The 24,896-nt window shown below is 33.2% G+C and carries 21 protein-coding genes, 1 tRNA gene and 1 pseudogene; 9 read left to right on the plus strand and 14 right to left on the minus strand.

Translation table 11 applies throughout. From position 1 onward, the window contains the following. Positions 1–72: 72 nt before the first annotated feature. The 3 genes and pseudogenes from hslV to ACQH1W_RS02785 all read left to right on the plus strand — a co-directional run bounded on the left by hslV (position 73) and on the right by ACQH1W_RS02785 (position 3,491). Positions 73–639: an ATP-dependent protease subunit HslV gene (gene hslV, locus ACQH1W_RS02775; protein ID WP_375333103.1), complete on the plus strand. Its 567-nt coding sequence runs from the start codon at positions 73–75 to the stop codon at positions 637–639. Next, entirely contained in the window at positions 636–1,976 is a 1,341-nt protein-coding gene (gene hslU / locus ACQH1W_RS02780; protein WP_341747709.1) for an ATP-dependent protease ATPase subunit HslU, read from the plus strand. Before hslV ends, hslU begins: the two co-directional genes overlap by 4 nt. Before the next feature lie 2 nt (positions 1,977–1,978). After that, a pseudogene (locus tag ACQH1W_RS02785) lies at positions 1,979–3,491 on the plus strand (YifB family Mg chelatase-like AAA ATPase). 471 nt (positions 3,492–3,962) lie between these two features. Here the strand turns inward: ACQH1W_RS02785 and ACQH1W_RS02790 are convergent. The 3 genes from ACQH1W_RS02790 to ACQH1W_RS02800 all read right to left on the minus strand — a co-directional run bounded on the left by ACQH1W_RS02790 (position 3,963) and on the right by ACQH1W_RS02800 (position 8,191). Further along, positions 3,963–4,406, minus strand: coding sequence for a phasin family protein (locus ACQH1W_RS02790; protein ID WP_375330970.1), 444 nt, complete (start codon positions 4,404–4,406; stop codon positions 3,963–3,965). 109 nt (positions 4,407–4,515) lie between these two features. After that, entirely contained in the window at positions 4,516–6,570 is a 2,055-nt protein-coding gene (locus ACQH1W_RS02795) for a S9 family peptidase (protein ID WP_425361152.1), read from the minus strand. Position 6,571: 1 nt separating this feature from the next. Then, complete coding sequence (locus ACQH1W_RS02800; protein WP_375333099.1) at positions 6,572–8,191, minus strand: proton-conducting transporter membrane subunit; 1,620 nt, start codon at positions 8,189–8,191, stop codon at positions 6,572–6,574. Positions 8,192–8,469: 278 nt separating this feature from the next. Here ACQH1W_RS02800 and ACQH1W_RS02805 point away from each other — a divergent pair, with 278 nt between their 5' ends. Continuing rightward, positions 8,470–8,847 (plus strand): hypothetical protein, encoded by a 378-nt coding sequence (locus tag ACQH1W_RS02805; RefSeq protein ID WP_425361153.1) that lies wholly within the window; start codon positions 8,470–8,472, stop codon positions 8,845–8,847. On the opposite strand, the gene ACQH1W_RS02810 is transcribed toward ACQH1W_RS02805, so the two are convergent. The 11 genes from ACQH1W_RS02810 to ACQH1W_RS02860 all read right to left on the minus strand — a co-directional run bounded on the left by ACQH1W_RS02810 (position 8,848) and on the right by ACQH1W_RS02860 (position 18,241). Continuing rightward, positions 8,848–8,924: transfer RNA gene (locus tag ACQH1W_RS02810), tRNA-Ile, on the minus strand. It abuts the gene before it with no gap. A 114-nt stretch (positions 8,925–9,038) separates the two neighbouring features. Then, complete coding sequence (locus tag ACQH1W_RS02815) at positions 9,039–9,524, minus strand: hypothetical protein (protein WP_375333096.1); 486 nt, start codon at positions 9,522–9,524, stop codon at positions 9,039–9,041. A gap of 10 nt (positions 9,525–9,534) precedes the next feature. After that, positions 9,535–10,602 carry a peptide chain release factor 1 gene (gene prfA / locus ACQH1W_RS02820; RefSeq protein ID WP_341761308.1) on the minus strand — a complete coding sequence of 356 codons (1,068 nt, stop codon included), beginning with the start codon at positions 10,600–10,602 and terminating at the stop codon, positions 9,535–9,537. A 57-nt stretch (positions 10,603–10,659) separates the two neighbouring features. Next, positions 10,660–11,907 (minus strand): pyruvate dehydrogenase complex dihydrolipoamide acetyltransferase, encoded by a 1,248-nt coding sequence (locus ACQH1W_RS02825; RefSeq protein ID WP_375333095.1) that lies wholly within the window; start codon positions 11,905–11,907, stop codon positions 10,660–10,662. A gap of 8 nt (positions 11,908–11,915) precedes the next feature. Continuing rightward, positions 11,916–12,371 (minus strand): translation initiation factor IF-3, encoded by a 456-nt coding sequence (gene infC / locus ACQH1W_RS02830; protein ID WP_341763288.1) that lies wholly within the window; start codon positions 12,369–12,371, stop codon positions 11,916–11,918. Positions 12,372–12,531: 160 nt separating this feature from the next. Further along, positions 12,532–14,445 carry a threonine--tRNA ligase gene (thrS, locus tag ACQH1W_RS02835; protein WP_375333094.1) on the minus strand — a complete coding sequence of 638 codons (1,914 nt, stop codon included), beginning with the start codon at positions 14,443–14,445 and terminating at the stop codon, positions 12,532–12,534. A gap of 344 nt (positions 14,446–14,789) precedes the next feature. Further along, on the minus strand, positions 14,790–15,392 hold the full coding sequence (locus ACQH1W_RS02840; protein ID WP_375333093.1) for an NADH-quinone oxidoreductase subunit C: 603 nt from the start codon (positions 15,390–15,392) through the stop codon (positions 14,790–14,792). Further along, entirely contained in the window at positions 15,370–15,909 is a 540-nt protein-coding gene (locus ACQH1W_RS02845) for a NuoB/complex I 20 kDa subunit family protein (RefSeq protein ID WP_341763293.1), read from the minus strand. The genes ACQH1W_RS02840 and ACQH1W_RS02845 overlap by 23 nt, the downstream gene beginning before the upstream one ends. A gap of 4 nt (positions 15,910–15,913) precedes the next feature. Next, positions 15,914–16,288 carry an NADH-quinone oxidoreductase subunit A gene (locus tag ACQH1W_RS02850; RefSeq protein WP_342278731.1) on the minus strand — a complete coding sequence of 125 codons (375 nt, stop codon included), beginning with the start codon at positions 16,286–16,288 and terminating at the stop codon, positions 15,914–15,916. After that, on the minus strand, positions 16,288–17,709 hold the full coding sequence (locus tag ACQH1W_RS02855) for an O-antigen ligase family protein (protein WP_375333092.1): 1,422 nt from the start codon (positions 17,707–17,709) through the stop codon (positions 16,288–16,290). The genes ACQH1W_RS02850 and ACQH1W_RS02855 overlap by 1 nt, the downstream gene beginning before the upstream one ends. Before the next feature lie 13 nt (positions 17,710–17,722). Further along, positions 17,723–18,241, minus strand: a complete 519-nt coding sequence (locus ACQH1W_RS02860; RefSeq protein WP_375333091.1) for a DUF2155 domain-containing protein — start codon at positions 18,239–18,241, stop codon at positions 17,723–17,725. A 449-nt stretch (positions 18,242–18,690) separates the two neighbouring features. Between ACQH1W_RS02860 and ACQH1W_RS02865 the strand changes: the two genes are divergently transcribed. The 5 genes from ACQH1W_RS02865 (at position 18,691) to ACQH1W_RS02885 (ending at position 24,421) form a co-directional block, all read left to right on the plus strand. Further along, positions 18,691–20,055: a M23 family metallopeptidase gene (locus ACQH1W_RS02865; RefSeq protein ID WP_341763297.1), complete on the plus strand. Its 1,365-nt coding sequence runs from the start codon at positions 18,691–18,693 to the stop codon at positions 20,053–20,055. A 345-nt stretch (positions 20,056–20,400) separates the two neighbouring features. Beyond that, a complete protein-coding gene (gene murD, locus ACQH1W_RS02870) occupies positions 20,401–21,777 on the plus strand; it encodes a UDP-N-acetylmuramoyl-L-alanine--D-glutamate ligase (protein ID WP_425361154.1) in 1,377 nt (458 codons plus the stop codon). Beyond that, entirely contained in the window at positions 21,770–22,918 is a 1,149-nt protein-coding gene (ftsW, locus tag ACQH1W_RS02875; RefSeq protein WP_375333090.1) for a putative lipid II flippase FtsW, read from the plus strand. The genes murD and ftsW overlap by 8 nt, the downstream gene beginning before the upstream one ends. Continuing rightward, a complete protein-coding gene (gene murG, locus ACQH1W_RS02880) occupies positions 22,915–23,991 on the plus strand; it encodes an undecaprenyldiphospho-muramoylpentapeptide beta-N-acetylglucosaminyltransferase (protein ID WP_375333089.1) in 1,077 nt (358 codons plus the stop codon). Before ftsW ends, murG begins: the two co-directional genes overlap by 4 nt. Positions 23,992–24,082: 91 nt before the next feature. Continuing rightward, on the plus strand, positions 24,083–24,421 hold the full coding sequence (locus tag ACQH1W_RS02885) for a hypothetical protein (RefSeq protein WP_425361155.1): 339 nt from the start codon (positions 24,083–24,085) through the stop codon (positions 24,419–24,421). The last annotated feature ends 475 nt before the right edge of the window (positions 24,422–24,896 follow it).

Here is a 24,896-nt window from a genome sequence, read left to right on the forward strand (position 1 = left end):
CGATATTAAATGATTACTTAAATACCATAATAATAAACAAATAGCCAAACATCAATATTTAAAAGATTCTTTATGTCAGATAACTCGCATGGCTCTGTCACATTACACGGGACTACTATACTTTGCTTAAGAAAAGGTGGGAATGTTGTAATCGCAGCAGATGGTCAGATCTCCCATGGTAATACAGTTTTAAAATCTACAGCAAGAAAATTAAGAGTCATGTTCAATAATAGTATTATTGCTGGCTTCGCTGGATCTACTGCAGATGCTCTAACTTTATTTGAAAAATTAGAATTAAAGTTGGAGAAATATTCGTATCAGTTACTAAGAAGTGCTGTAGAACTGGCAAAAGATTGGCGTAGCGATAAATATTTACGTAAGCTTGAAGCAATGATGATCGTTGCAGATCAAAAAAATATATTAATTTTAACTGGTAATGGCGATGTAGTTGAACCTGATGGTGATGCTGCTGCCATTGGCTCTGGTGGATTATATGCACTGTCTGCTGCTAGAGGTTTAATGTCTTTTGACAATGACCTAACTGCAGAAGAGATTGCTTTAAAATCAATGAATATTGCAGCTGATATCTGTGTTTTCTCTAATCATAATATTATTCTAGAAAAAGTTAAAGTTATATGAGTATTAATCTTAAAAAAAAATCTATGGGATTAACTCCCGCTAAAATCGTAGCTGAACTTGATAGATTCATTGTTGGGCAATATAAAGCTAAAAAAGCTGTTGCGATAGCGTTGCGGAATCGCTGCAGACGTAGAAATGTAGACGAACCACTGCGTCAAGAAATCGTGCCAAAAAATATTTTAATGATAGGACCAACTGGTGTAGGTAAGACTGAAATCGCTAGGCGACTTGCTAAGCTTAGCGGCTCACCATTTCTTAAAGTAGAAGCAACAAAATTCACTGAAGTAGGATATGTTGGACGAGATGTTGAGTCAATAATACGAGACTTAGTGGAAATAGCTGTTAACACACAAAAAGCTAATGCTAAAAAAGCAGTGATTGCTAATGCACATTTAAAAACTGTAGAAAGGATTTTGGATGCTTTAGTCGGCAAATCAGCATCAACTGAAACTAGAGAGAAATTTTGTCGCAAGCTTGAAAAAGGTGAACTTGACAATACTGAAATTGAAATAAGTATAACAGATTCAGGTGGCTTATTTGGTAGTAGTAATTTTGAGATTCCTGGTATGCCAGGAGCTGCCATGGGCGTCTTAAATATTTCTGATATGATCGGCAAAGCTATCGGTACTAATAAAACAAAAACTAAGAAAATGCTGGTTAAAGATGCTCGTTTAATTATTTCTGCCGAAGAGTCAGAAAAATTGATCGATCAAGAAAAAATTACTCAAGATGCCTTAGTGCTAGTACAAAATGATGGTATAGTATTTTTGGATGAAATAGATAAAATTACCTCAAGATCTGAGGGAAAAAGTTCAGAAATTAGTAGAGAAGGAGTGCAGAGAGATTTATTACCTATTATTGAGGGTACAACAGTTAATACAAAACATGGTCCTATAGAAACTGCTCATATATTATTTATAGCATCAGGTGCTTTTCATTTATCAAAACCATCTGATTTATTACCTGAATTGCAAGGAAGGCTACCTATTAGAGTAGAGTTAAGCTCACTCACTAAGGATGATATGATAAAAATTTTAATTGAACCAGAATCAAGTTTAATAAAACAATATTCAGCCTTAATCGCAACCGAAGGGGTAAAATTAAAATTTACTGATAATGCAATAGATAAAATTGCTACTTATGCAGCAAATGTTAATTTAGAAGTTGAAGATATTGGAGCAAGAAGATTACATACTATTCTAGAAAATTTATTGGAGGAGATAAGCTTTAATGCAAGTGATACGAAAGAAAAAGAGATAGTTATTGACGAACATTTTGTCGACCAGCAATTATCAAAAATTATAAAAAATCTTGATCTAGTAAAATTTATTTTATAAAAATGATAGTTCACCTTGGTAGTTTAACTTTTAGCGGTATAGATATTATCGATGTTGATGTGCAAGTACAGATATCACCAGGGATACCTAATTTTACTATAGTAGGACTTGCTGATAAAACTATTGGCGAGTCTAAAGAACGAGTTAGAGCAGCACTTTCTTCAATAGGTCTTGCCTTGCCTGCTCAAAAAATACTGATAAATTTAGCTCCAGCTGATTTGGTTAAAGAAGGTAGTCATTTTGACCTTGCTATTGCTTGTGCTATACTTAGCAGCATGAAAATTTTACCAGCTGAGGAAATACAAGAATATCTAGTAATAGGAGAATTATCTCTAGATGGTTCTATTCTGCCTGTCAGCGGGGCTTTACCTGCTGCTATTGGAGCTTCGGCTAGAAATAAAGGGCTAATTTGTTCAAAATCTAATGGTCAGGAAGCTGCATGGTCTGGCAATAATAATATTTTGGTAGCAGGAAATTTAATAGAGTTAGTTAACCATTTTAAAGGCTCACAAATATTATCATCACCTGAATTAGAAATTGATACTACTATAATAAATTACCCTGATTTTAAAGATATCAAAGGACAAAAAGTAGCCAAGCGAGCTTTAGAAATAGCAGCTTCTGGTGGTCACAATCTATTAATGCTTGGTCCACCTGGTACTGGCAAATCTATGTTGGCACAATGTATACCTGGTATATTACCCAAAATGCAACCTGAAGAAATATTGGAGTGCAGTACTATAGCAAGCGTTGCAGGCAAGCTAGCAAACGGGAAACTATCAAGAGCTAGGTCCCCCCCACCACTCATGTTCGATAGCAGCGATGGTCGGCGGTGGGGTTGGTAAAAGAGTAAAACCTGGAGAGATCTCGTTAGCACATAATGGAGTGTTGTTTTTAGACGAATTACCAGAATTTCCACCTAACGTTATCGAATCTTTAAGGCAGCCAATTGAAACCGGAGAAATACTAATTGCTAGAGCAAATTCACATATAAAATATCCGGCCAACTTTCAGCTAATAGCAGCAATGAATCCTTATAAATGTGGTTATTTAAGCGATCCTCACAAAGCATGTTCTAAAGCCCCAAAATGTGGGAGCGATTATCAGATGCGAATTTCCGGCCCTATCATGGATCGATTTGATCTACATATAGAGGTAGGATCTATCGACTCATATAACTATAATTTAATAGAAGATGATACAGAAGAAGAGTCGGGGCAGATAGCAAATAGGGTAGAAATGGCTCGTAATATTCAACAAACTAGATATGAAGGATATAATATCAAAACAAATAACCGTTTGGACGGACAATTGCTTATCGAACATGCATTGCCAGTAGATGAAGGTAAGGATTTACTTAATGAAGCCGCGACAAAATTTCGTATATCCATGCGTGCTTATAACCGTATCTTACGGGTTGCAAGAACTATAGCGGATCTAGACGCTTCTTCCAACGTCTACAGGATACACATTGCTGAAGCACTAAACTATAGAAGAATAGGGGGTAGCTTTTGAATTAACCATTAGACTTCCTGCATAATTCTACTTTTGCTGGTAATTTGTGCGTGATACCGGTACTCTGCTCCTCACGTACATTTGAGTACGCTGCGGGTCGAGGTTCCGTGTCTCCTACAAATTCCTCAGCAAAAGCGAATTCTGCAGGAAGTCTATTATTCGCACTTCTGTATACTGCTATGATTTCAAACTATGTGAGAGAGGCACAACTGTTGAAAGTTAAAAAATTGTCATCGCGATGAGCTTTGTAAGCCCTAAACCGTCTATTAGCGAGGAGTCGCTGTAAGCGACGACGTGGCAATCTTGTGAAGAAGAGCTTACTTCATGAGATCGCCACGGCGTCTATCGACGCCTCGCGATGACGGTTTTTTAACTTTCAACAGTTGTGGTGGCAATCCATGACTAGTCGTTCGCCTATTATCTACAGGCTTCGCTCCATCGTTCCTGCTATCCAATTCTCCTGAATTTATCTTAAGCTTTGTTTTTTATGTTGTCACAAGCCTTAGTCATCTCTCCTGTCATACTATTTATGGCATCAAACATTTTCATTGAAGTATCAGATGCCATACTGACAAACTCTTTAATGTTATTGATTGAAGTTTCGCAAGTTGACTTAAGGTATTTTTGCTGACATTCGGCTATTTGGTTAAAATCTCCAAAAGCTATTGCATCTTTTGTAGAATTCAGCATATTCATAGCATTGTTTTGAAAATCTTCTGAATTTTTTTGGATCATAGACTGCAGTGATTCAGTAACAATCTGATTTGTTGTAGTAAATATTTTAGTACTTTTCTTGATAGTATCTGACATAGCAGAAAAATCCATAACAGGTAAGTTTTTTACGGAATTTATGTAAACTTCTGGATTCATAAAAGATTTCATAAAATCTACAAATTGGGCAGTACTATTAGTCATTGTAAATCCTCTAAATTAAGTGATTCTATTTATTGTGTAAATCATAAACTTCATGTTACCATTTATAAAAATACGAGTCAATAGCTGGTTAATAATAATCTTAATATAGTCAATTGATTATACCAAAAACCCTAAATACAAATACTATATCATCGGCTGCTTCTTTTAGATAATCGAAACGACTAGAAGCCCCTTTATGTCCTGAATCCATATTAGTTTTTAGCAATAATATATTATCGTCGAGTTTTGTTGCACGAATCCTTGCTGCCCATTTAGCTGCTTCCCAATACCCAACTCTTGGGTCAGAGATTCCAGCAGTAATAAATAGACTTGGATAATTTTGTGACTTTATATTATCGTACGGAGAATAAGACTTAATATAGTTAAAATAGTCTAATTCTTTAGGATTCCCCCACTCTTTAAACTCACCGGGGGTTAATGGCAATTGTTCATCAAGCATGGTATTTAACATATCAACAAAAGGTACATGGGCAAGTGCTGCTTTAAATAATTGTGGTTGCTCATTAATTACCGCTCCAATTAATAACCCTCCTGCACTTCCGCCACAGATTACTATATTACCTTGGCTAGTATATTTTTCTTTAATTAGCTCTTTACTAACCGCAATAAAATCGTCAAAAGTTCTTTTTTTATTGAGGAACTTGGCAGCCTCATACCAATCATGTCCAAGATCATCTCCACCTCTAATATGGGCAAGAGCATAGACAAACCCACGATCTACAAGAGAAATAGCTGTATTCCGAAAAGATACTGGTATGCTAATGCCATATGAGCCATAGCCATACAAATATAAAGGATTTTTTCCATCTTTTTTAAACAGTGCTTTTTTATATAATAAGGTAATTGGCACTTTTACCCCCTCATTATCAGCAAATATTCTTTCTACCCTATATTCTTCAGGATTGAAACCACTTGGTATTTCTTGCACTTTCAATATTGACAATTGGTCACTATCAAAATCATAACTATAAGTGGTGTTTGGTCTAGCAAGTGAAGAATAATTTACTCTAATATCATCTTCCTCAAAATTAGTAGACAAAGCGTAGGCAGTAAAAGAAGTATCCGGAAAGTGAATAACTTTCTCATCCTGTTCTTTAAGATATTTTATTTTAATAACAGGCAATCCTTGGTCACGATAATTAAGTATCAAATAATTTCTAGTGATGGCAAAGCTTGACAAATATTTACCCGGATCTTCCGATATATAATCATTCTTCCACAAATCATTTTGGAAATTATTTACATTTACTAGTACTATACGAAAGTTTTTTGCTCCTTCATTGGTCTTAATATAAAAATTATCACCATTATGCTCAACTGAATAAAAAATCTCTTCTTTTGACGCTCTAATCAGTTTAGGCTGAAAGCTATGATCATGCATTTGCACCGCATATATTTCATTTTCATTATGACCAAAGCTATTAACAAAAATATATTGTCGACTAGCTGACTTTGTAGCGTTCAGTTGGTATAATGGGTCTGTTATATGGAGTACTAATTTATCATTTGAAACTACATCACCTAAAGAGTGGAACATTAATTTATCATGACGAAAATTCTCATTAATAGGCATATAAAAAAATCCCTTGAGATATTCATGCCAAATTATATTACCACTAACGTTATTTATTTCATCTAGTAAATATTCTTTAGTCTTTAGGTTATAAACCCTAATTATATATTTTTCATCACCGGAAAAATCAACACTATAAGCCATTAACGTATGATCAGGAGAGACTGCTACTTGCCCTACATCAGTAAATTTATTACCTTTAGAGATGCTATTAACATCTAATATAATTTCTTCAGAAGCATCTACTGACCCCATTTTTCGGCAATATATAGGATATTCTGTAGTTTCTTCAGTTCTAGTATAATAGTAATAATTATCCTTCTTTACGTAAGTTGACTGATCCTCGAGCTTAATCCTACCTTTTAGCTCTTCAAATATTTTATCTTTTTCTTGTTGTAATTGTGCAAAAAATTGTTCGGAATATTTATTTTCTGCCTGTAAATATTCTATAATTTTTTTATTACTAACATTAGGCCACTCACTATCCCTAAGCCAAGCATACTCATCTGTAATTTTTTGACCATGTAATACAAAATTATAATCAATCTTATCGGCTATGGGTGGCTTCATTTTACTCTCCTCTACTACTTGTAATCAATGATATGGTAAAAATAATTAATAGTATCATTACTACCAACAAACCGGTTGACTGATTATGCCAAGATTTCATTCTACGTAAAGTATTTTTTTCTATTTTGTCAAAAGTAGGGCAGTCCGCTCCTATTTTATCATAAAAGTCTTGCACCACTAAGTTATATTTAAAATAAATATGACGAATATTATTTTCAATAAACTGAAATAAGTCTAAATTTATGTTGGCAGTTGAACGCCTAGAAATCGTTTTACTAAGAACTAAGGCAAATATTATACCTATTACTATTATTACTATTTGTTTTACTAAATCCAACCAATTTGTATCAATTATTTCAATAGGATAAGATGACCATACTAGTTTCAAACCTTCTTCTAAACAAAAGCTAGTTGCTAATAGAAACGATAACATGACAAATAAACTAACTTTAGTTAGAATATTTAACTTAGGGTAAAAACCACTAACTAAAGATTTGTATTTAACTGTAGAAAATAAAGCGATGCATGTGACAATCTTGAGTAAGAAAATAGCATAATAATTAATATCTTGATCCAAAGCATTGGTCACAACAATTTTGGTAACAAAACTAGCAAAAGGAGGCAAGGCTATAATGAACAATACACTAACTATTAAACTAACAAACAACAAATGACTTTTGGGCGAGTAAATTCCTTTTATCTCAGAACAATTTTCTATATTTTCTTTGTCTATTAATATAGCAACATATAAACCAAATAAAGCTTTATACAGTATATGGACAAAAAGAAAAACTATGATTCCTAAATTTGCTTGTTGAGATTTTGTGCCAATAGCAACTAGCATGAATCCAAGCTGAGAAATGGTAAGATAACATACTAATCTTTTGATGTTATCTTCTAGGCAAGCATAACCCCCGCCATATATAATCATTAATAATCCAAAGAATTTAAGTATTTCTAAGCCACTAAATAGTTTAAGGAGTATAATTATCGATATTTTACTAGTAAAGCTAGTTAAATATATTATCCCTGAGCTTGAAGCAAATGGATAGCAATTAACAATCCATCCAGAGAAAGGTATGCTAGCTACATTAATCAAACAACCACAAAGTATTAGAGCATAAAATATAAAACCAGCCTCTTGATTTTCTGTCAATGAGGTAAGAGAAACAATTTGTGAACTAGAGGTGTGAGTAATTATATAACTAATCCCTATTAAAATAAGACTACCACTTATAAGATGGGTAAGCAAATATTGTCTTGCTGCTCTAACACTATTTTTGTAATTGCCATAAAAAATCAACAAAGCAGCAAATATCATCATCATTTCTAGAGAAGCAAACATCGAAACAAAATCCCCAGCAAATAAACAGACCAAAGAACTAGCTGAATATAGGCTACCTATAAGTACCTCAAATTTTCTGTTTTTACTTATGGCATATAAGTTAGTAGCCAGCGTTACAACAATAAAAGCAAGTGCTATTAACTTATTTTCACTACTAAAATTAATAACAAAACTATTATTGTATAGATTAATTACCATCTCATCTTTGTTGTTAATTAATAATATGCCAACAACTATTGGACATATTATTGAAATAATATAAAATATTTTTTTCATTATTTAACCTATCCAAATTCGTGTTATTCCATATCATATTAATTCTTTTGTCAACATTAATGTCACATTAATTACGCGAATTCGGGATAAGAATTTGTCAATTCTTATTCCAAATTCGGTGAAATTATCGAAACAATCAGATTTGAGACGATTCTGTATCTGATTGTTAAATTAATATAGTATAATACATTGAATTAGGTGACAAGAAACATAGAAATAGCTTCGACTTAAAGACACTATGCATATTATACCTGAAGATACTAAAGTTATAACTATTGGTGACAGAGAAGCAGATATCTTTGAGCTATTATGGTCGTGTCAAGAAATGGGTACTTTGTTTATTGTTCGTAATAGACAAAATAGAAAATTTATTTCTACAGAGGGAAGAAAAACATAAACAATTAATACAAAAACGTAAAGATATTATTAGAGAAATAGAGAATCATACAAATACTGATGATAAATTTTCAGAACTCCTGATTAACCTAGTAGAACTGGCTTCTAGAGTGTTTGCATCCTTCAAAGGTTCTACTATTGAGAGAAAACGTAAATTGATAAATTTAGTGTTTGGTAACCTAAAATTAAAAGACAGAAAGCTAGACTTTATGCTACGTCCACCGTTTAACGCATTCGTAAAATGCACTAAAATTGAATAATGGTGGGCCCGGCAGGACTTGAACCTGCGACAACACCGTTATGAGCGGTGGGTTCTAACCAACTGAACTACAGGCCCTTTTATAGTGATCGTTAAGGTTTATATAATTATTAGCTTTCTAAGTCTAGTAAAATTTTTATAACACTTGAAAAAATGTTAATTAATGTTTTAATTAATTTAGGACTTTTTGGGTCAATTTTTCTGATTATTTATTTTTTTTGCATAGCTATAACAATATATTGCTTTAAAAAACATGCCCCCCAACACCAAACTTGATATTATTAATTCCATTATTTTATATTTTTGGGCTAGTTCTAGATTTACAGCTCTCATATATCCAAAAAAATATTTTATTGAAAAAATGATAAGTATCAATATAAGAGGTTGCCATGAACCTGGAATAATTATTAAATTATTATTAACCTGTATAAGAGGTTTGTCAAAAAATCGCCAATTAATAATAATTGAGATAATTAGCAACATACAAAATAATGTTAAGTCTTGTACATTATTAGAAAATCCTTTTATATAAAGTAACAAGAAAATAACAGGAGCAATAAATAATCTTGATGGCAATATAACTGTTTGCTTAGTTGCTTTAATCCCTCTAAAAATTAAGTAACCAAATAATAAGTATACCCAAAATGGTGTAGCCTTTAAAAAATATATGATTTGCATTGTATATAACCTAAACTTCTGAAAGTTTTCTTGCTTCATCAGCCGATATCAAAGCTTCAATAAAGTCATCTAATTGCCCGTTTTTTACGATATCCTCTATTTTATAGAGGGTTAGATTAATTCTATGGTCAGAAACTCGACCTTGTGGAAAGTTATAGGTACGAATTCTTTCTGATCTATCACCAGAACCAACTTGCCCTTTGCGTACCTCGGCTCTTTCCATATCCTTTTTATATCGCTCTGCTTCATAAATTCTAGAACGAAGAATTTTCATAGCTTTAGCTTTGTTTTTATGCTGTGATTTTTCATCTTGTAATGCAACGACAATACCAGTTGGTAAATGGGTAATCCTTACCGCTGATTCTGTGGTATTTACGTGTTGTCCGCCGGCTCCCGATGCACGATATGTATCAATTCGTAAATCTTTGTCATCGATCTTAACATCTACATCTTCTGCTTCAGCCAAGACAGCAACAGTAGCTGCAGAAGTATGTATCCTACCACTTGACTCAGTCTCAGGGACTCTTTGCACCCGGTGGACGCCTGATTCGAACTTAAGTTTAGAGAACACATCTCGTCCTTTAATTAGTGCTGATGCTTCTTTATATCCGCCAATACCAGTATCAGAGATTGATAATATTTCAAAACGCCAGTTCTTTAATTCTGCGTATCGGTGATACATATTAAATAAATCTGCAGCAAATAACGCCGCTTCTTCTCCTCCGCTACCAGCTCTTACCTCAATAATAGCATTTTTTGTATCCGCTTCATCTTTTGGCAACAAAGAGAGTTTTACTGCCCTTTCTAATTTAGGCATCAGAACCTCTAAACGATGTACTTCATCATATATCATCGTTTGTGTATCATTGTCCAAATTTGCTTCTTGAGCCATCTCTTTGATGTCGTGCAATTCAGATAGAGATTTATTATATTCATTAATTGTTTGAACAATAGGTTCTAGTTCGGCATATTCCTTCGATGCTTTTATAAAATCATCTCCGACTATACCAGTGGCCAACTTTTTCGATAATTCTTCATGTTTATTCAAGATTTTTGCTAGATTATCGGAAAAACTCATAATTTATTCTATGATTTAAGTTTTAAGTTATAGTGAGGGTAGGGTGTCAATCAAACGTTATATGAGCATTAACGCAGGACTCTCCATAAATTTTTTAAATGAAGCTAAAAATTTAGCTCCAACAGCACCATCAACAACTCTGTGATCAGAAGAAAGAGTAATATCCATGATAGTAGCGACTTTTATCTGATTATTTTCAACTATTGCACGTTTTGAGCTTGCTCCTATTGCTAGAATACAGCTTTGTGGCGGATTTATTATAGCACTAAAGTTCTTAATACCGTACATACCTAAGTTAGAGACGGAAAAACTTCCTCCCTGAAATTCTTCAGGAGTTAGTTTATTATCTCGAGCCTTTTTTATAAGAGTTTGTAATTCTTGCGATAATGTAATTATATCTTTTTGATCGGCATTTCTGACTATAGGCGTTATAAGACCATTATCAATTGCCACAGCAACCGATACATCAACATTATTATAATACCGAATAGCAGACTCATCCCAGCTAACATTTGCTTCCGGTACAGCTTTTAAAGCTTTTGCCACTGCTAAAATAACAAAATCATTAACTGTAATTTTAATTTTACTCTCTTCTACAAGTGATTTATTTATATCTTCTCTAATATCCAATAACTTATCCATGTTACATTCTATTGAGAGATAGAAATGTGGTATGGTTTGTTTAGATTCAAGCAAACGTTTAGCAATAATTTTACGAATATTATTATTGGGGACGCACCTGTACTCCTCTTTATTTCTGTTCACCGCTCTAATCTTACCACTATTTGTGGGTAGCACTAAGTATGATAACACATCTTTTTTTATTATTCTTCCATGAGGTCCACTACCTTGAATATTTGACAGATCGATATTATCAATAGCAGCTAATCTTTTAGCCAAAGGCGAAGCATATATCCTGCCTAAAGCTTTCACATTCATTGTTTGCGGTTGCTGATCGTACTTAACCGGCTTAGTTTCTTCTATAGATATTACTGGTTCTGTAGATGGTTTAGCAGAATTATCACTACTTGCTATAAAACTATCCAATAAGTTTGCATCTTCACCATCTTCAAGTAATACAGCGATAAGCGAACCCACTGGCACATTATCTGTACCTTGTGGCACAATTATTTTAGCAAAAATTCCTTCTTCTACAGCTTCTACTTCCATAGTAGCTTTATCTGTTTCTATTTCTGCTATAACATCTCCTGGAACAACTTTATCCCCTTCTTTTTTAAGCCATTTTGCAATATTTCCTTCAGTCATAGTTGGAGATAAAGCAGGCATTAGAATTTTAATTGGCATAAATAGTTCTAATTAGTTGGTATTTTGCTTGGATCAGGGCTGACTAACATAATTATCTGTTTACCTTCCATTTTAGGAGCGGAATCAATCTTAGCTAAGCCCTCTAGTTCTAACGATATGCGGTCAAACAACTTCATACCAATATCATTATGGATAATCTCTCTGCCTTTAAACCATAGAGAAATTTTTACTTTGTCACCTTCCTTCAAAAAATCTTTGATCTTGCGAAGTTTCACGTTAAAATCACCTTGGCTGATATTAGGCTTAAATTTCATTTCTTTAAGCACTATGATCTTTTGTTTTTTCTTGGCATCATGGACACGCTTTTTACTCTCATACTTAAATTTACCGAAATCCAAGATTTTACAAACAGGCGGCTCAGCATTTGGTGAAATTTCTACCAAATCTAAACCAGCTTTTTCAGCTTGTTCTAGAGCATTCTTGATGCTAACGATACCAAGCATATTACCATTTTCATCGACTAAACGAACTTGATTGACCTTAATTTCCCTATTAGCCTTCGGAAAATTACTATTCTTAATTCCAGAAATGATATTTTCTCCATAAAAATTGTTATTATTGTGTTTTTGTGTACTTTTTACACATACGACACAATTGCTTTCATTATGTTAAATAGCGAATATTCTGATCTTTTACAAGCTTTACTAGATTTTGTAGAGAAATAATTTCCTGCTGATCTGATCCTAGTTGTCTTATAGTCACAGTATTATTTAGCATTTCTTGTTTACCAACAACGGCTATTATAGGTACTTTATTATTAGAAAAATAGCGTATTTTATAATTAATCTTTTCAGGTGAAATATCGACATCTGACCGTATTCCTTCACTAATCAACAATTTGTGTACTTCCAGTGCATAGTCATTTAAGTCACTTGTGATGGTAGCAATAGCTACTTGTACAGGGGCTAACCATAAAGGAAAACGTCCTGCATATTCTTCAATTAATATGCCAATAAACCGTTCAAAAGAACCAATTACAACTCTATGCAACATTACTGGTCTTTTTTTCTCACCGCTTACAGTAATATAATGAGCGTCAAGACGTTCCGGTAAAACAAAATCAACTTGCAGAGTGCCGCACTGCCATTCTCTACCTATTGAGTCTTTAAGGCAAAAGTCTAGTTTTGGTCCATAAAACGCACCATCACCGGGATTTAATATGTAAGAATAACCGGCTTCTTTTACGGCTTCTTTTAGAGCATTTTCTGCTTTATCCCAAACTTCATCGCTGCCAGCCCGTATTTTAGGACGATCTGAGAATTTAATTTTAATATCAGAAAAACCAAAATCTTTATAAACCTCGGTTAAGAGGCTAAAAAATTTTACCGTCTCACTGTTAATTTGTTCCTCAGTACAAAAAATATGTGCATCATCTTGCCGAAAAGCCTTTACTCTCATCAGACCATGTAATGCACCAGACGCTTCATTTCTATGACACAAACCAAATTCAGACATACGTAACGGTAAGTCTCGGTAACTCTTGATACCTTGTTTAAAAATTTGCACATGACATGGGCAGTTCATTGGTTTCATAGCTAGTGTTTTATCATCAGCGAGATTTAGAGCAAACATATCCTCCCTAAATTTTTCCCAATGACCAGAAGCCTCCCACAAGCTTTTGTCAACTAACACCGGGGTTTTTACTTCAATATATCCAGTTTTTCTGATTTTATTTCTGATATATTGTTCGATAATGCGATATATACTCCAACCTTTATCATGCCAAAATACCATACCTTGAGCTTCTTCCTGAAAGTGAAACAGACCAAGCTCTTTCCCTAATTTTCTATGATCACGCTTTTCTGCTTCTTCAATCATATAAAGGTAGTTGTCTAACTGTTCTTTTGTTGACCAAGCTGTACCATAGATTCTTTGTAGCATAGGATTTTTACTATCACCTCGCCAATAGGCTCCCGCTACTTTCATTAATTTAAAATGTTTGACAAAGGCAGTTGACGGGGCATGTGGACCACGACAAAGATCAAGGAAGTTACCTTGTCGATATAATGTAATCTCCTCACTTGCTGGAATCTCTGAAATTATCTCGGCTTTATAATGCTCGCCTATTGACTTAAAGAATTCTATGGCTTGATCACGATTCCATACTTCTCTAGTAATTTTTTCATTTCTTTTGACAATCTCATGCATCTTTGCTTCTATATTGACTAAATCCTCAGGGGTAAAAGGTTTATCTTTGGCAAAATCGTAAAAGAAGCCATTTTCGATAGCAGGTCCTATGGTCACTTGGATATCTGGAAATAATTCTTTAGCTGCCTCTGCTATTATATGAGCGGCATCATGACGTATTATCTCTAAACATTCAGTATCTTTATGGGTTAGAATCCTTACATTACAATCAGATTCTATAGGTAAACTTAAATCCTTTAATTGATTATTTATCTCAATAACCATAGCTTCTTTTGCTAGAGAAGTAGAGATTTTACTAGCTATCTCCAATCCCGTAATATTTTTTTCAAATTGTTTTTGCGTTCTATCTGGAAAAGTAATAGTAATCATTTTATCTAATATTGTATCTAATTTTTAGTACCTTGCATATTAGCTTGTTAATAGTTTATATTCAACTTAATTTTTAGGTTGTGAAGGTCAGGGCAGTTTAAAAGTCACAACTAATGATGGAAAATGTTAAATTATAGAAACAAATAGTTGTCATTGCGAGCCACAAAGTGGCGTGGCGATCCAAATAAACAGCTTGCTGTTTTATTTTTTGCTACTGCAACTTTTGGATTGCCACGTCGCCGCTTTGCGGCTCCTCGCTAATAGACATTTATGCATTTTAAAAAAACAAACTTTTCTATCATTAGTTGGGACTTTTAAATTACCCTGCAAAGATGACAGTTATTTCACTTCGCCTTTTCATCTCCAGGTAATACATAACTTGGTCCTTGCCAACTTGATGAAAAATCAAATTCTCTATATGGTTGCTCGAGTTTCACTGGCTCATATACTACTTTTGCAAGAGTCTCATCATATTTAACCTGCACGTAACCCGTTAATGGGAAGTCTTTTCTGAGAGGATGACCGACAAAATCATAATCTGTTAGAATACGACGATTATCATGACTACCACCAAAAATTACTCCAAACATATCATATGCTTCGCGTTCATACCAGCAAGCAGCACTAAATATTTTGGTAACTGAGGGGATTATGTCATGTTCTCCAGCCTCAATTTTTACTAATATACGTTTATTTAATTTAAGACTCAGTAAATTATACACTATCTCAAACCGATTAGAGCGGTTTAGGAAATCAGCAGCAAATAGATCTGTTAGCACAGTAAAACGCAAATCCTCAGATTCCTTAATTGCCGATAAAAATGGTAACAAACTTTCTATACCAGCTTTATAGCTAGTAAAATGTATATTCAAATCATTTACAGGCAAAGCAGTTATCTCAAGCTCCTGATTTTTTATTAAGTCGTCAATGATATTTTCCATTGTCACCTTTTCTAAATCTAGTAGTTCTTCTAATTTTCTTTTGTAACTGCATTAAACCATAAATCAAAGCTTCAGCAGTTGGAGGGCAGCCTGGTACGTATACGTCTACTGGAACAATCTGATCACAGCCGCGTACTACTGAGTATGAATAGTGATAATAACCACCACCATTGGCACAGCTTCCCATTGACAGAACCCACTTAGGTTCAGTCATTTGGTCATAAACTTTTCTAAGAGCCGGAGCCATCTTATTTGTTAATGTCCCTGCAACTATCATTAAATCAGATTGACGTGGGCTTGGTCTAAACAACATGCCAAAGCGATCCATATCATAGCGGCTAGAAGCAGCTTGCATCATTTCTACTGCACAACATGCAAGACCGAAACTCATAGGCCAAAGTGAATTAGATCTAGCCCAGCCTATCAAATCATCGAGTTTAGTTATAAGGAATCCTCGATTTGAAATTTCTTCTTCAAGGAGCTTATCTTGATCGTATTCATATAGATCTATCTTTGCTTGCATGTCATTACTCCCAGTCTAAAGCTCCTTTTTTCCATTCATATACAAAACCGATGGTAAGTACCAATAAGAAAAACATCATTGAGAAGAAACCAAATTTACCAATTTGTCCAAGCGTAATAGCCCATGGCACCAAAAAAGTTATTTCTAGATCAAAAATAATAAATAAAATAGCTACTAGATAAAAACGTACATCAAATTTGCTTCTAGCATCACCAAAAGCTTCAAATCCGCATTCATAACTATCCAACTTAGCCTTATTATATTTTCGAGGAGCTAAAAGCCTTGGCAATGTAACTATTACCAATGATAAAACTGATGCTATACCAAAAAACACAGCTATAGGCAAGTATTCTTGTAAAATATTAGATGTTTCCAACATTAGTAATTATACTCCTGTGATTTTGAAAGAAGTAACTTAAACAAAATCATCGCTCCAAAAGAGCTGCAAACCCACCATATTTGCCAAATGTTAAATGAAATCATACCTATTATATAATAATTTATAAAGCAAGCATAGGCAACTGACTTGTAATTTAATACATCTATTTTGTTATTCTCAGTCGTTCGATTTATCTTACCACTTTTAGAAGACTGCACTAAGGATATATTACTAATTTTTTGAATATATTTGTAAATTAAAGATAAAAATAGTATCAAACCTATTAAGCCCGTTTCCAATAAAATTTGCATTATATTATTATGTGGGTGTAGAGGAAGGGGAGACCACGTCCACTGGTTATAGCTAATCATTTGTTTCTCATCAATTTTAAAATTTCTTGATGAAGCAAATCCATGACCCAAAATTGGTTTTTTGATAATTTGTTCAGCAACAAAGTGCCAAATAAATACACGGTGCTTAGCAGAGTCTGGTAGAAACTTGGCATAGTGATCTGAGGCATAATGTGGTTGTATTTTATATGCAATTATTGGCATCAATATTGAACCAGATATCATAGCAAGGGTAAATAATTTCAAAAAAACAGATTGCAGTGATTTGGTTACTAACAGCCTATTTGTTAAAAATACTAATCCAGCTACGGTAAATGCTAAAAAGCTTGCAAGGCTATCTGAGATATAGAGCAAATAAAAAATTATCAGGTAATATATTAGCGCTAGTAAATATCTATGATATGATATAATTATAGCTATTGCTACCCATGAAAGAACTGATAATAAAGAACACCCACGGTCAAGAATGAATAAAAAGAATTGACATGAAGATTTTGGCTGAAAAATAGTACGGAAAGCCCTTGTTATAATACCGTGAGATGCGTATTCTATAAAAAACAAAGCAATTGCTGCTGTTATTCCTATAATAAAATATATTTTTATTTTAGTTACATTTATGGATAATTTGTCAATATTGCTATTTACGATAAACCCTATTATAACAATTAAACAAACCTGTAGATAGTTAAATAAAGAAGAGGGGTAATTAGGTGAATAAAAATTTGTTATAAGACACCAAAGACAAAATAGTAATTCCAGTTTCCAATTGGATAACAAAGTTTCTTTAATAGTAGCGTATTTAAAATGAATAAAGATTTTATCTCGCAAAGCAACTAATATAGTTAATAACAACATAGGAACTGTTACTGCAGTAGAAAAACCAGAAATCAATCCAACTACTGGGAATAACATAACTAATAGGCAGATCATGGATTGTATACTCTTCTGCTTTAAAGAATTGGCTTTTGCAAATACTTGCGGGGCATTCGCGTGTTCACGTACTAAATGTATGCTCCGCTTACTCTCCCCTTGTTTATTGTCCCCATTTTTTAAATCATTTGAGTATATCATTAGTTAAAATATTCTATAAACAATTTTTAGCAAAGATTTCATAAATAGGATGTTCAAAGGTGGAGACTGAAATACTTGACGAGATAATCCATCCTTGGAAAATTAACATAGCATCCTCATCAATTTTATGCTCTGTAATGGTTAATAGCATGTAATTATCCTCATTGTAAGGATCAAGATTTTTAATACATTTATGAAGTTTAATTTGAATATTACCAAAATATTGTGGTTCATTAGGCTTTAATACCAGCTCCTTTGATGTTGCTGTGATTTTATTTAAAGCAATAATCTTACCAAGACTGTAAGTTTTTAATTCTGAATGTTCAACATTATTTTGTATATTTGGCAAGTTATTAGAATCAGCAACATGCTCAGTAAAATTATTATCTTTTTCTAATTCATTACTTTCATCTGTAGTATCAAGGAATTCCATATTTTGAGTATTATCTTCAGCTTGTCCATAAGAAGAAAGAATGCATAAAAACCCCATTATACTAGCAAATATAAGGTGCTTCATCAATTTCTGCAACATGCGAAAATAACAATTCTTTAAGTTATAATTTGGACTATGCTGAATTATACTAGCATGCAGCAAAATTGTATATATAAAATTTTATGATAGTGTAACAGGGCAGTTTAGAAGTCCCAACTAATGATAGAAAAGTTTGTTTTTTAAAAAGATAATTGCTGTTTATTTGGATCGCCACGCCACTTTGTGGCTCGCGATGACAACTATTTATTTCTATAATTTAGTATTTTTTATCATTAGTTGGGGCTTTTAAACTGCCCTGATAGTGTAATTCATTGCTAGTAGTTTAAAATAAGTAAAACTTTAGTAATATTTTTATTGTAATTTATTTTTCTATACTCCATATTGGTAGGATCATTACATACAGATCAAATAAAAACTAAAAATATTTAAATAAATTTTTGGTTAGTTATTTGTTTTTTCATGAATCAATATCACTTAAATGAGCATTAATGCAAGCTATTATCCGCCTTATATTAACAAACCCGCAGATTAAGTATAAATTTAGGGTCATTTTCTCGTACTTTTCTATATTCCTTTTTATGGGGTTTGCTACTTTTGTATCTTTATCGATCAATAAGTTCGTTAGTGATACTATGTCAATTACTATAGCAGAGCCAGAGATACTTGAATCTTCAGAAGAACTATCAAATGAAATCTCCCAAATTATAACAGTCAAAAAAGGTGATACATTAAAGGCAATACTTTTACGGCAACAAGTTCCAAATAATGAAATAAACCAAATCGTAAAACTAGTAAAAGACAAGAATATTGAATCTTCCCTGAAGATAGGACAGCAACTTGTTTTTGATTATGAGATAAACATTACTGAACAAGATGATGAAGATCTTGCTTCTGAATCACGTATATTGAATAAAATAACCATAGCGTATGATAATGTTAAATCTTTAGAAATTATTAGAGAAGAGGAAAGTTTTTATGCGAAAGATGTGACCAAAGTTCTAAATAAATTAATAACCAAATCTTCTGTGGTTATTAATTCAAGCTTTATGTCGGCCTTAAAATCGTTGGGATTATCAAGTAACAGTATAATTGAGCTGATTAACTCGTATAGTTATCAGATTGATTTTCAACGTCAAATTAAAAATGGTGATACGGTAACTGTTATAACCGAAAAATTTGTTACCAAGGAGGGTAAATTCTCTCATCATGGTAAGGTTTTATATGTATCGCTTAATTTGTCCGGTAAAGAATATAATATTTTCCGGTATTCTCTAGATAATACACCCAATAATCATGATTTCTTTTCTGAAGATGGTAAAAGTGTAAAAAGAAGTTTGCTTAGAACCCCTGTTAAATTAGTTAGAGTTTCTTCTCATTATGGTAATAGACATCATCCTACTTTAGGCTATACCAAAATGCACAAAGGTGTTGATTTCGCCGCTCCAACTGGTACGCCGATTTATGCTGCAGGTAATGGGGTGATAACTGAAATAGGATGGAAATCTGGTTACGGAAAATTTGTACAGATTAAACATAGTCAAAATCTATCAACTGCTTATGCTCATGCTTCTAATTTTGCTAAAAATCTTAAGTTAGGAAGTATAGTTAAACAAGGCCAAGTTATTGCGTATGTTGGTAGTACTGGTAGAACTACGGGGCCACATTTACATTATGAGGTTAAAATAGGTGGTAAGAACATAAACCCTATGCACGTTAAATCTACTCCAGGCATAGAGCTTGTTGGCAAGCAATTAGCAAAATTTAAACAATTTAAAAGTAATGTAAGGTCTTTAAGTAGTGAGCTTGATAATAAGTCAGAGATTGCTGAAAATTCAGCAACAAAATTCTTTTGAAATCTTAAGGAGTTAATATAGTTCTCGTTTCTTATTTATAGACGTATATGTCTATTAGCGAGCGAACATACGTGAGCGTGGCAATCTACAACTGTTGAAAGTTAAAAAGTCGTCATCGCGAGGCGTCGATAGACGCCGTGGCGATCTCATGAAGTAAGTTCTTCTTCACAAGATTGCCACGTCGTCGCTTACAGCGACTCCTCGCTAATAGACGGTTTAGGGCTTACAAAGCTCATCGCAATAACAACTTTTTAACTTTCAACAGTTGTGCTTATGGTCTCCTCGCTAATAGACGTTTTATAGACGTATAGTAAACATAAGTAAAACAAGGTAAGCCTAAAAATTATGTCATCATTTCTTTCGCAAAAACATAAGAATATAGGTATAGTTGGTTTAGGTAAGACTGGTATAGCTGCTTGGAAAGTACTGAATAAAGTAGCTAAAGTAATTTGCTATGATCAAGCAAAGAGTAGTCGGGATGCTTTTACCAAAATCTATGGGAGTGATAGTCTTGTTAGCTTATCTGATCTGCAGTGGCAAAATCTTGATAAGATTCTACTGAGTCCAGGTATTCCTTTGTCTCATGACATTGTTACAATGGCTAATTCTTATAATATACCGATAACTTCAGATATAGATCTGTTATTTGAGGAAGTTAGGTTAAGAGAGCCTGAGGAAGCTAATTTCATTGGCATAACTGGTACTAATGGTAAGAGTACTACCACTGCTTTAACCAGCCATATTTTACAATCTTGTGGTTTTCATTATCAAGTTGGAGGAAATATTGGTTTTCCTGTTTTGGCTATGAGATTAGATAGTAAAGGATATGTATTGGAGCTATCCTCATTCCAATTAGATTTATTAAACAGTTTTAAAGCCAAAATTGTGGTGCTTCTTAATATCACGCAAGATCATTTAGACCGACATAATAATATGCAAGGCTATATTGCTGCCAAAAAAAAGATCTTTGATCGAATAGATAAAGATTCATTTGCTATAATTAGTGTTGATCATGAAATTACCAAGAATATTTTTCTAGAATTACAAAAGGAAAATAGAACAAATGTAGTACCAATCTCTACTTATGAAATTCTTAATAAAGGAATATCAATTTGTAATAATATTATTTATGACAATATTTTTGAACCGATTACTATTAATCTCCATAATAATAACTATCTACAAGGTATACATAATCAAGAAAATATTGCCGCTAGTTATGCAGTTTGTCGAATTATAGGGGCAATGCCAGAACAAATAATTGCCGCTATCGGGCTATTTAAGGGGTTACCACATAGAATGCAATATGTTGGTACAATACAAGGAATAAGTTTTTATAACGATAGCAAAGCTACCAATGGTATTGCTGCCTCTAAATCCATCTCATCGCTTGATAATATATATTGGTTAGCTGGGGGGATAGCAAAAGAAGGAGGAATAACAGAGCTAGAGCCATGGTTTTATAAAATTCGTAAGGCTTATCTTTTTGGTCAAGACAAAGATATTTTTGCATCATTTCTTAATGGCAAGGTAGACTACCAAATTTGTCAAGATTTAACGGAGGCTTTTAATTCTGCCTTTAAAGATGCAATGGAGGATATGGGGGGTATAAAGAATATTTTGCTAGCCCCAGCTTGTGCTTCCTACGATCAATTTAAAAATTTTGAGGAACGCGGAGAATTATTTATTAAATTATATAATGCTATTATTAATCATGGTTAAAGATAATCATAATAATGAATTGTCTAACAACTATATAAAATGGTGGTGGCGTAGTATTGACCAGCAAATGATTATTGCTTTAGTAATCCTATTTGTATTTAGTATAATGTTGGTTACTACATCAGGATCAGCAGTAGCCAATAGAATTGGACTTAATGAGTATTATTTTGCATCTAGACAATTATTCTACCTTGCTAGTGCTTTGTTACTAATCATTTTTTTTTCTTTTTTCTCAAGAAAATGGTTAAAGAGATTCTCAATTCTAGGATTTATTGGTAGTATATTATTATTAATTTTAGTTAGATTTTATGGTTATGAGGTTAAGGGGGCTACTCGTTGGATTAATATTCTAGGTCTCTCTATACAACCTTCAGAATTTGTAAAACCATTTTTTGCAGTGGTGGCAGGCTGGATATTATCGCTGAAATTTGAAGGTGAATTTCCAAGTTTTTCTATCTGCATAAGTCTTTATAGTATCGTTGCTTTATTATTAATTATCCAGCCAGATTTTGGTATGTTAGTGATGGTGACTGCTGTTTTTGGTATTCAACTTTTTATTGCTGGTATGCCGATATTTTGGATTATACTTGCTGCTTTTATGTTGGTATTTGGGGTTACAGCAGCTTACTTTTGGCTTCCTCATGTAACAAAAAGGATTAATAGTTTCTTGGATCCTGATAGTAGTAGTAATTACCAAGTTGGTAAGTCAATCAGGGCGTTTGAGCATGGAGGTTTATACGGTTGTGGTCCTGGTGAAGGGGCGGTAAAACAAGTATTGCCGGATTCGCATACTGATTTTATCTTTGCTGTTGCTGGTGAAGAATTTGGGGCAATTATTTGTTTAATCATTGTAGGGATATTTGCTTTTATAGTTATTCGTAGTTTACTTAAACTTATTAATGAAGAAGATAAATTTATTCAATTAGCAGCAAGTGGTATTATTTCCCAAATAGGGTTACAAACAATCATTAATATTGGTGTAACCTTGAATTTATTGCCAACCAAAGGTATGACGTTACCCTTTATTAGTTATGGTGGTTCTTCAACTCTTGCTATAGCCATTGCTATGGGGATGCTGCTTGGTTTTACCAAATATAAAACCTCTCTTAGTAAATATAAAATTCAAGATATTGACATATGAAGAATATAATTGTTGCTGGTGGTGGTACAGCGGGGCATTTGTTTCCCGCTATTGCTTTAGGTGAAGAATTAATGAAGCGTGGGTATGAGTTGCACCTTATCACCGATGTTAGGTGTCAAAAATATTTAACTGAAGATTTAAAGCTTATACCACATATAATAAATTTTAGATTGCCACCTAAAGGTTTATTTAATAAGTTTAAATTATTGATTTCCTTATTAATTATAACTTTTAAGATGTTATTGCTATTAGTGAAGATTAAACCATATGCTATAATTGGGTTTGGTGGCTATCCGACTTTTCCTCCATTGCTTGCTGCAGTATTTTTACGTATTCCTATCATAGTTTATGAACAAAATTGCTTTATTGGTAAAGCTAATAGATTTTTCTTAAAATATGCTAGGAAAGTTGCCCTTACATATGATGAAACTAAAAATTATGATATTCTTGATAAGAATAAGAAATTGGTTATAGGAAATATAGTACGGGAGAATGTTAAAAACCTGAAAGTAAGAAATGATTTTGGCAATGATCCTTTTCGGATATTTATTTTTGGAGGAAGCCAAGGAGCAAAGATTTTTTCTACTTTAGTACCTGAAGCTATTCAAATATTAGTGCAATCAAATCCTGATATTAAACTGCATATTACCCAACAAGCTTCCATAGAAGATCATGATAATATTGCTAAAATTTATGCTCAGTTGAAAATTCCATATAAGTTGGCAGATTTTTTTTATGATATGGATCAGCAATATGCGAGTCAAGAGTTAGTAATATCAAGAGCTGGGGCATCGACTATTTCTGAGCTTTGCTATGTAGGATTGCCGGCGATTTTTATTCCACTACCTTCAGCTAGCGAAAACCATCAATTCTATAATGCCAAGGCTCTAGAAGATAGTGGGGCAGGGTGGTGTTTTGAACAAAATGACGTCACAGCAGAAAAATTAGCCAGTAAACTCTTAGTGCTAGTAAGAAATCGTGATATATTACAACAAACATCTCATCAGTTATTAAAAAAGAAAAATGATGGTAGTATGGTTTTAGCTGATGCAGTAGAAGAAATAATAAGCTGACTTTTTAATTCAGTTGAGGGAATTGCTTCTTGCAACTTTAATAATTCTGTTTCATTAATTATGGTTTAGTAAAAAATTATCGGATTGCTTTATGTTAGGGAAAGTTATTATTACAGTTTTGGGATTGTTCCTACTTTCAGGTTGTACTGATGGTTTTAAAGGATATTTTAAAAAATCTGCTAATAATAAAATTATAGATACCAAAGGTTTTGAAGGTGGTAAGCGTCCGCCTCTTTATAATAAGAAGTATATATCAATGGCAAAAAGGAACGTCACGGAAGAAAATTTTGATGACGATGAGGAAGATTTACTTAGTGAATCTGATACGGAAACAATTAATCCAACTTTAAGAAATCGTCAGATGTATCTTAAGATGGTAAAACAGGATGCAGATCGCAAAAGAAGGCAGAAGTTAAATGCATTGATGTAAGTGATACATGCAAAAAGAAATACGCTAAGAAACAATAGCAAAACTGTTTTTAAATGATTATTTTGGGTCATAAATAATTGTTTGCTAAACTAGATTACATCGTATATAAATTTTATTAGTTGAGAGGCGTTTAAGAGATTTTGATATAACTAAAAGTACATTATATCACTCATTATGATTTGTCTAATTAATTTGTTATTTTGACCATTAATAAAATATTAGACTTCTTGCAGAATTCGCTGCTGCTCCGGAATTTATAGGAGACACGGAACAGAAAACCGCAGCGTACTCTAGTGTACGTGAGGATTTGAGTACCGGATTGACGTATAAATTACCAACAGAAGTAGAATTATGCAAGAAGTCTATATATATAACCAAGTAGGTATAATAGTTCTCGATGTCATCCCCGCTTCATTGCAGAATCCAAAGAACAGCCTGAATGACTGTTAGGTATCATGGATTCCCGCTTTTAGCT

The sequence above is a fragment of the Candidatus Tisiphia endosymbiont of Stenodema calcarata genome, assembly GCF_964030695.1.
GTDB lineage: Bacteria > Pseudomonadota > Alphaproteobacteria > Rickettsiales > Rickettsiaceae > Tisiphia.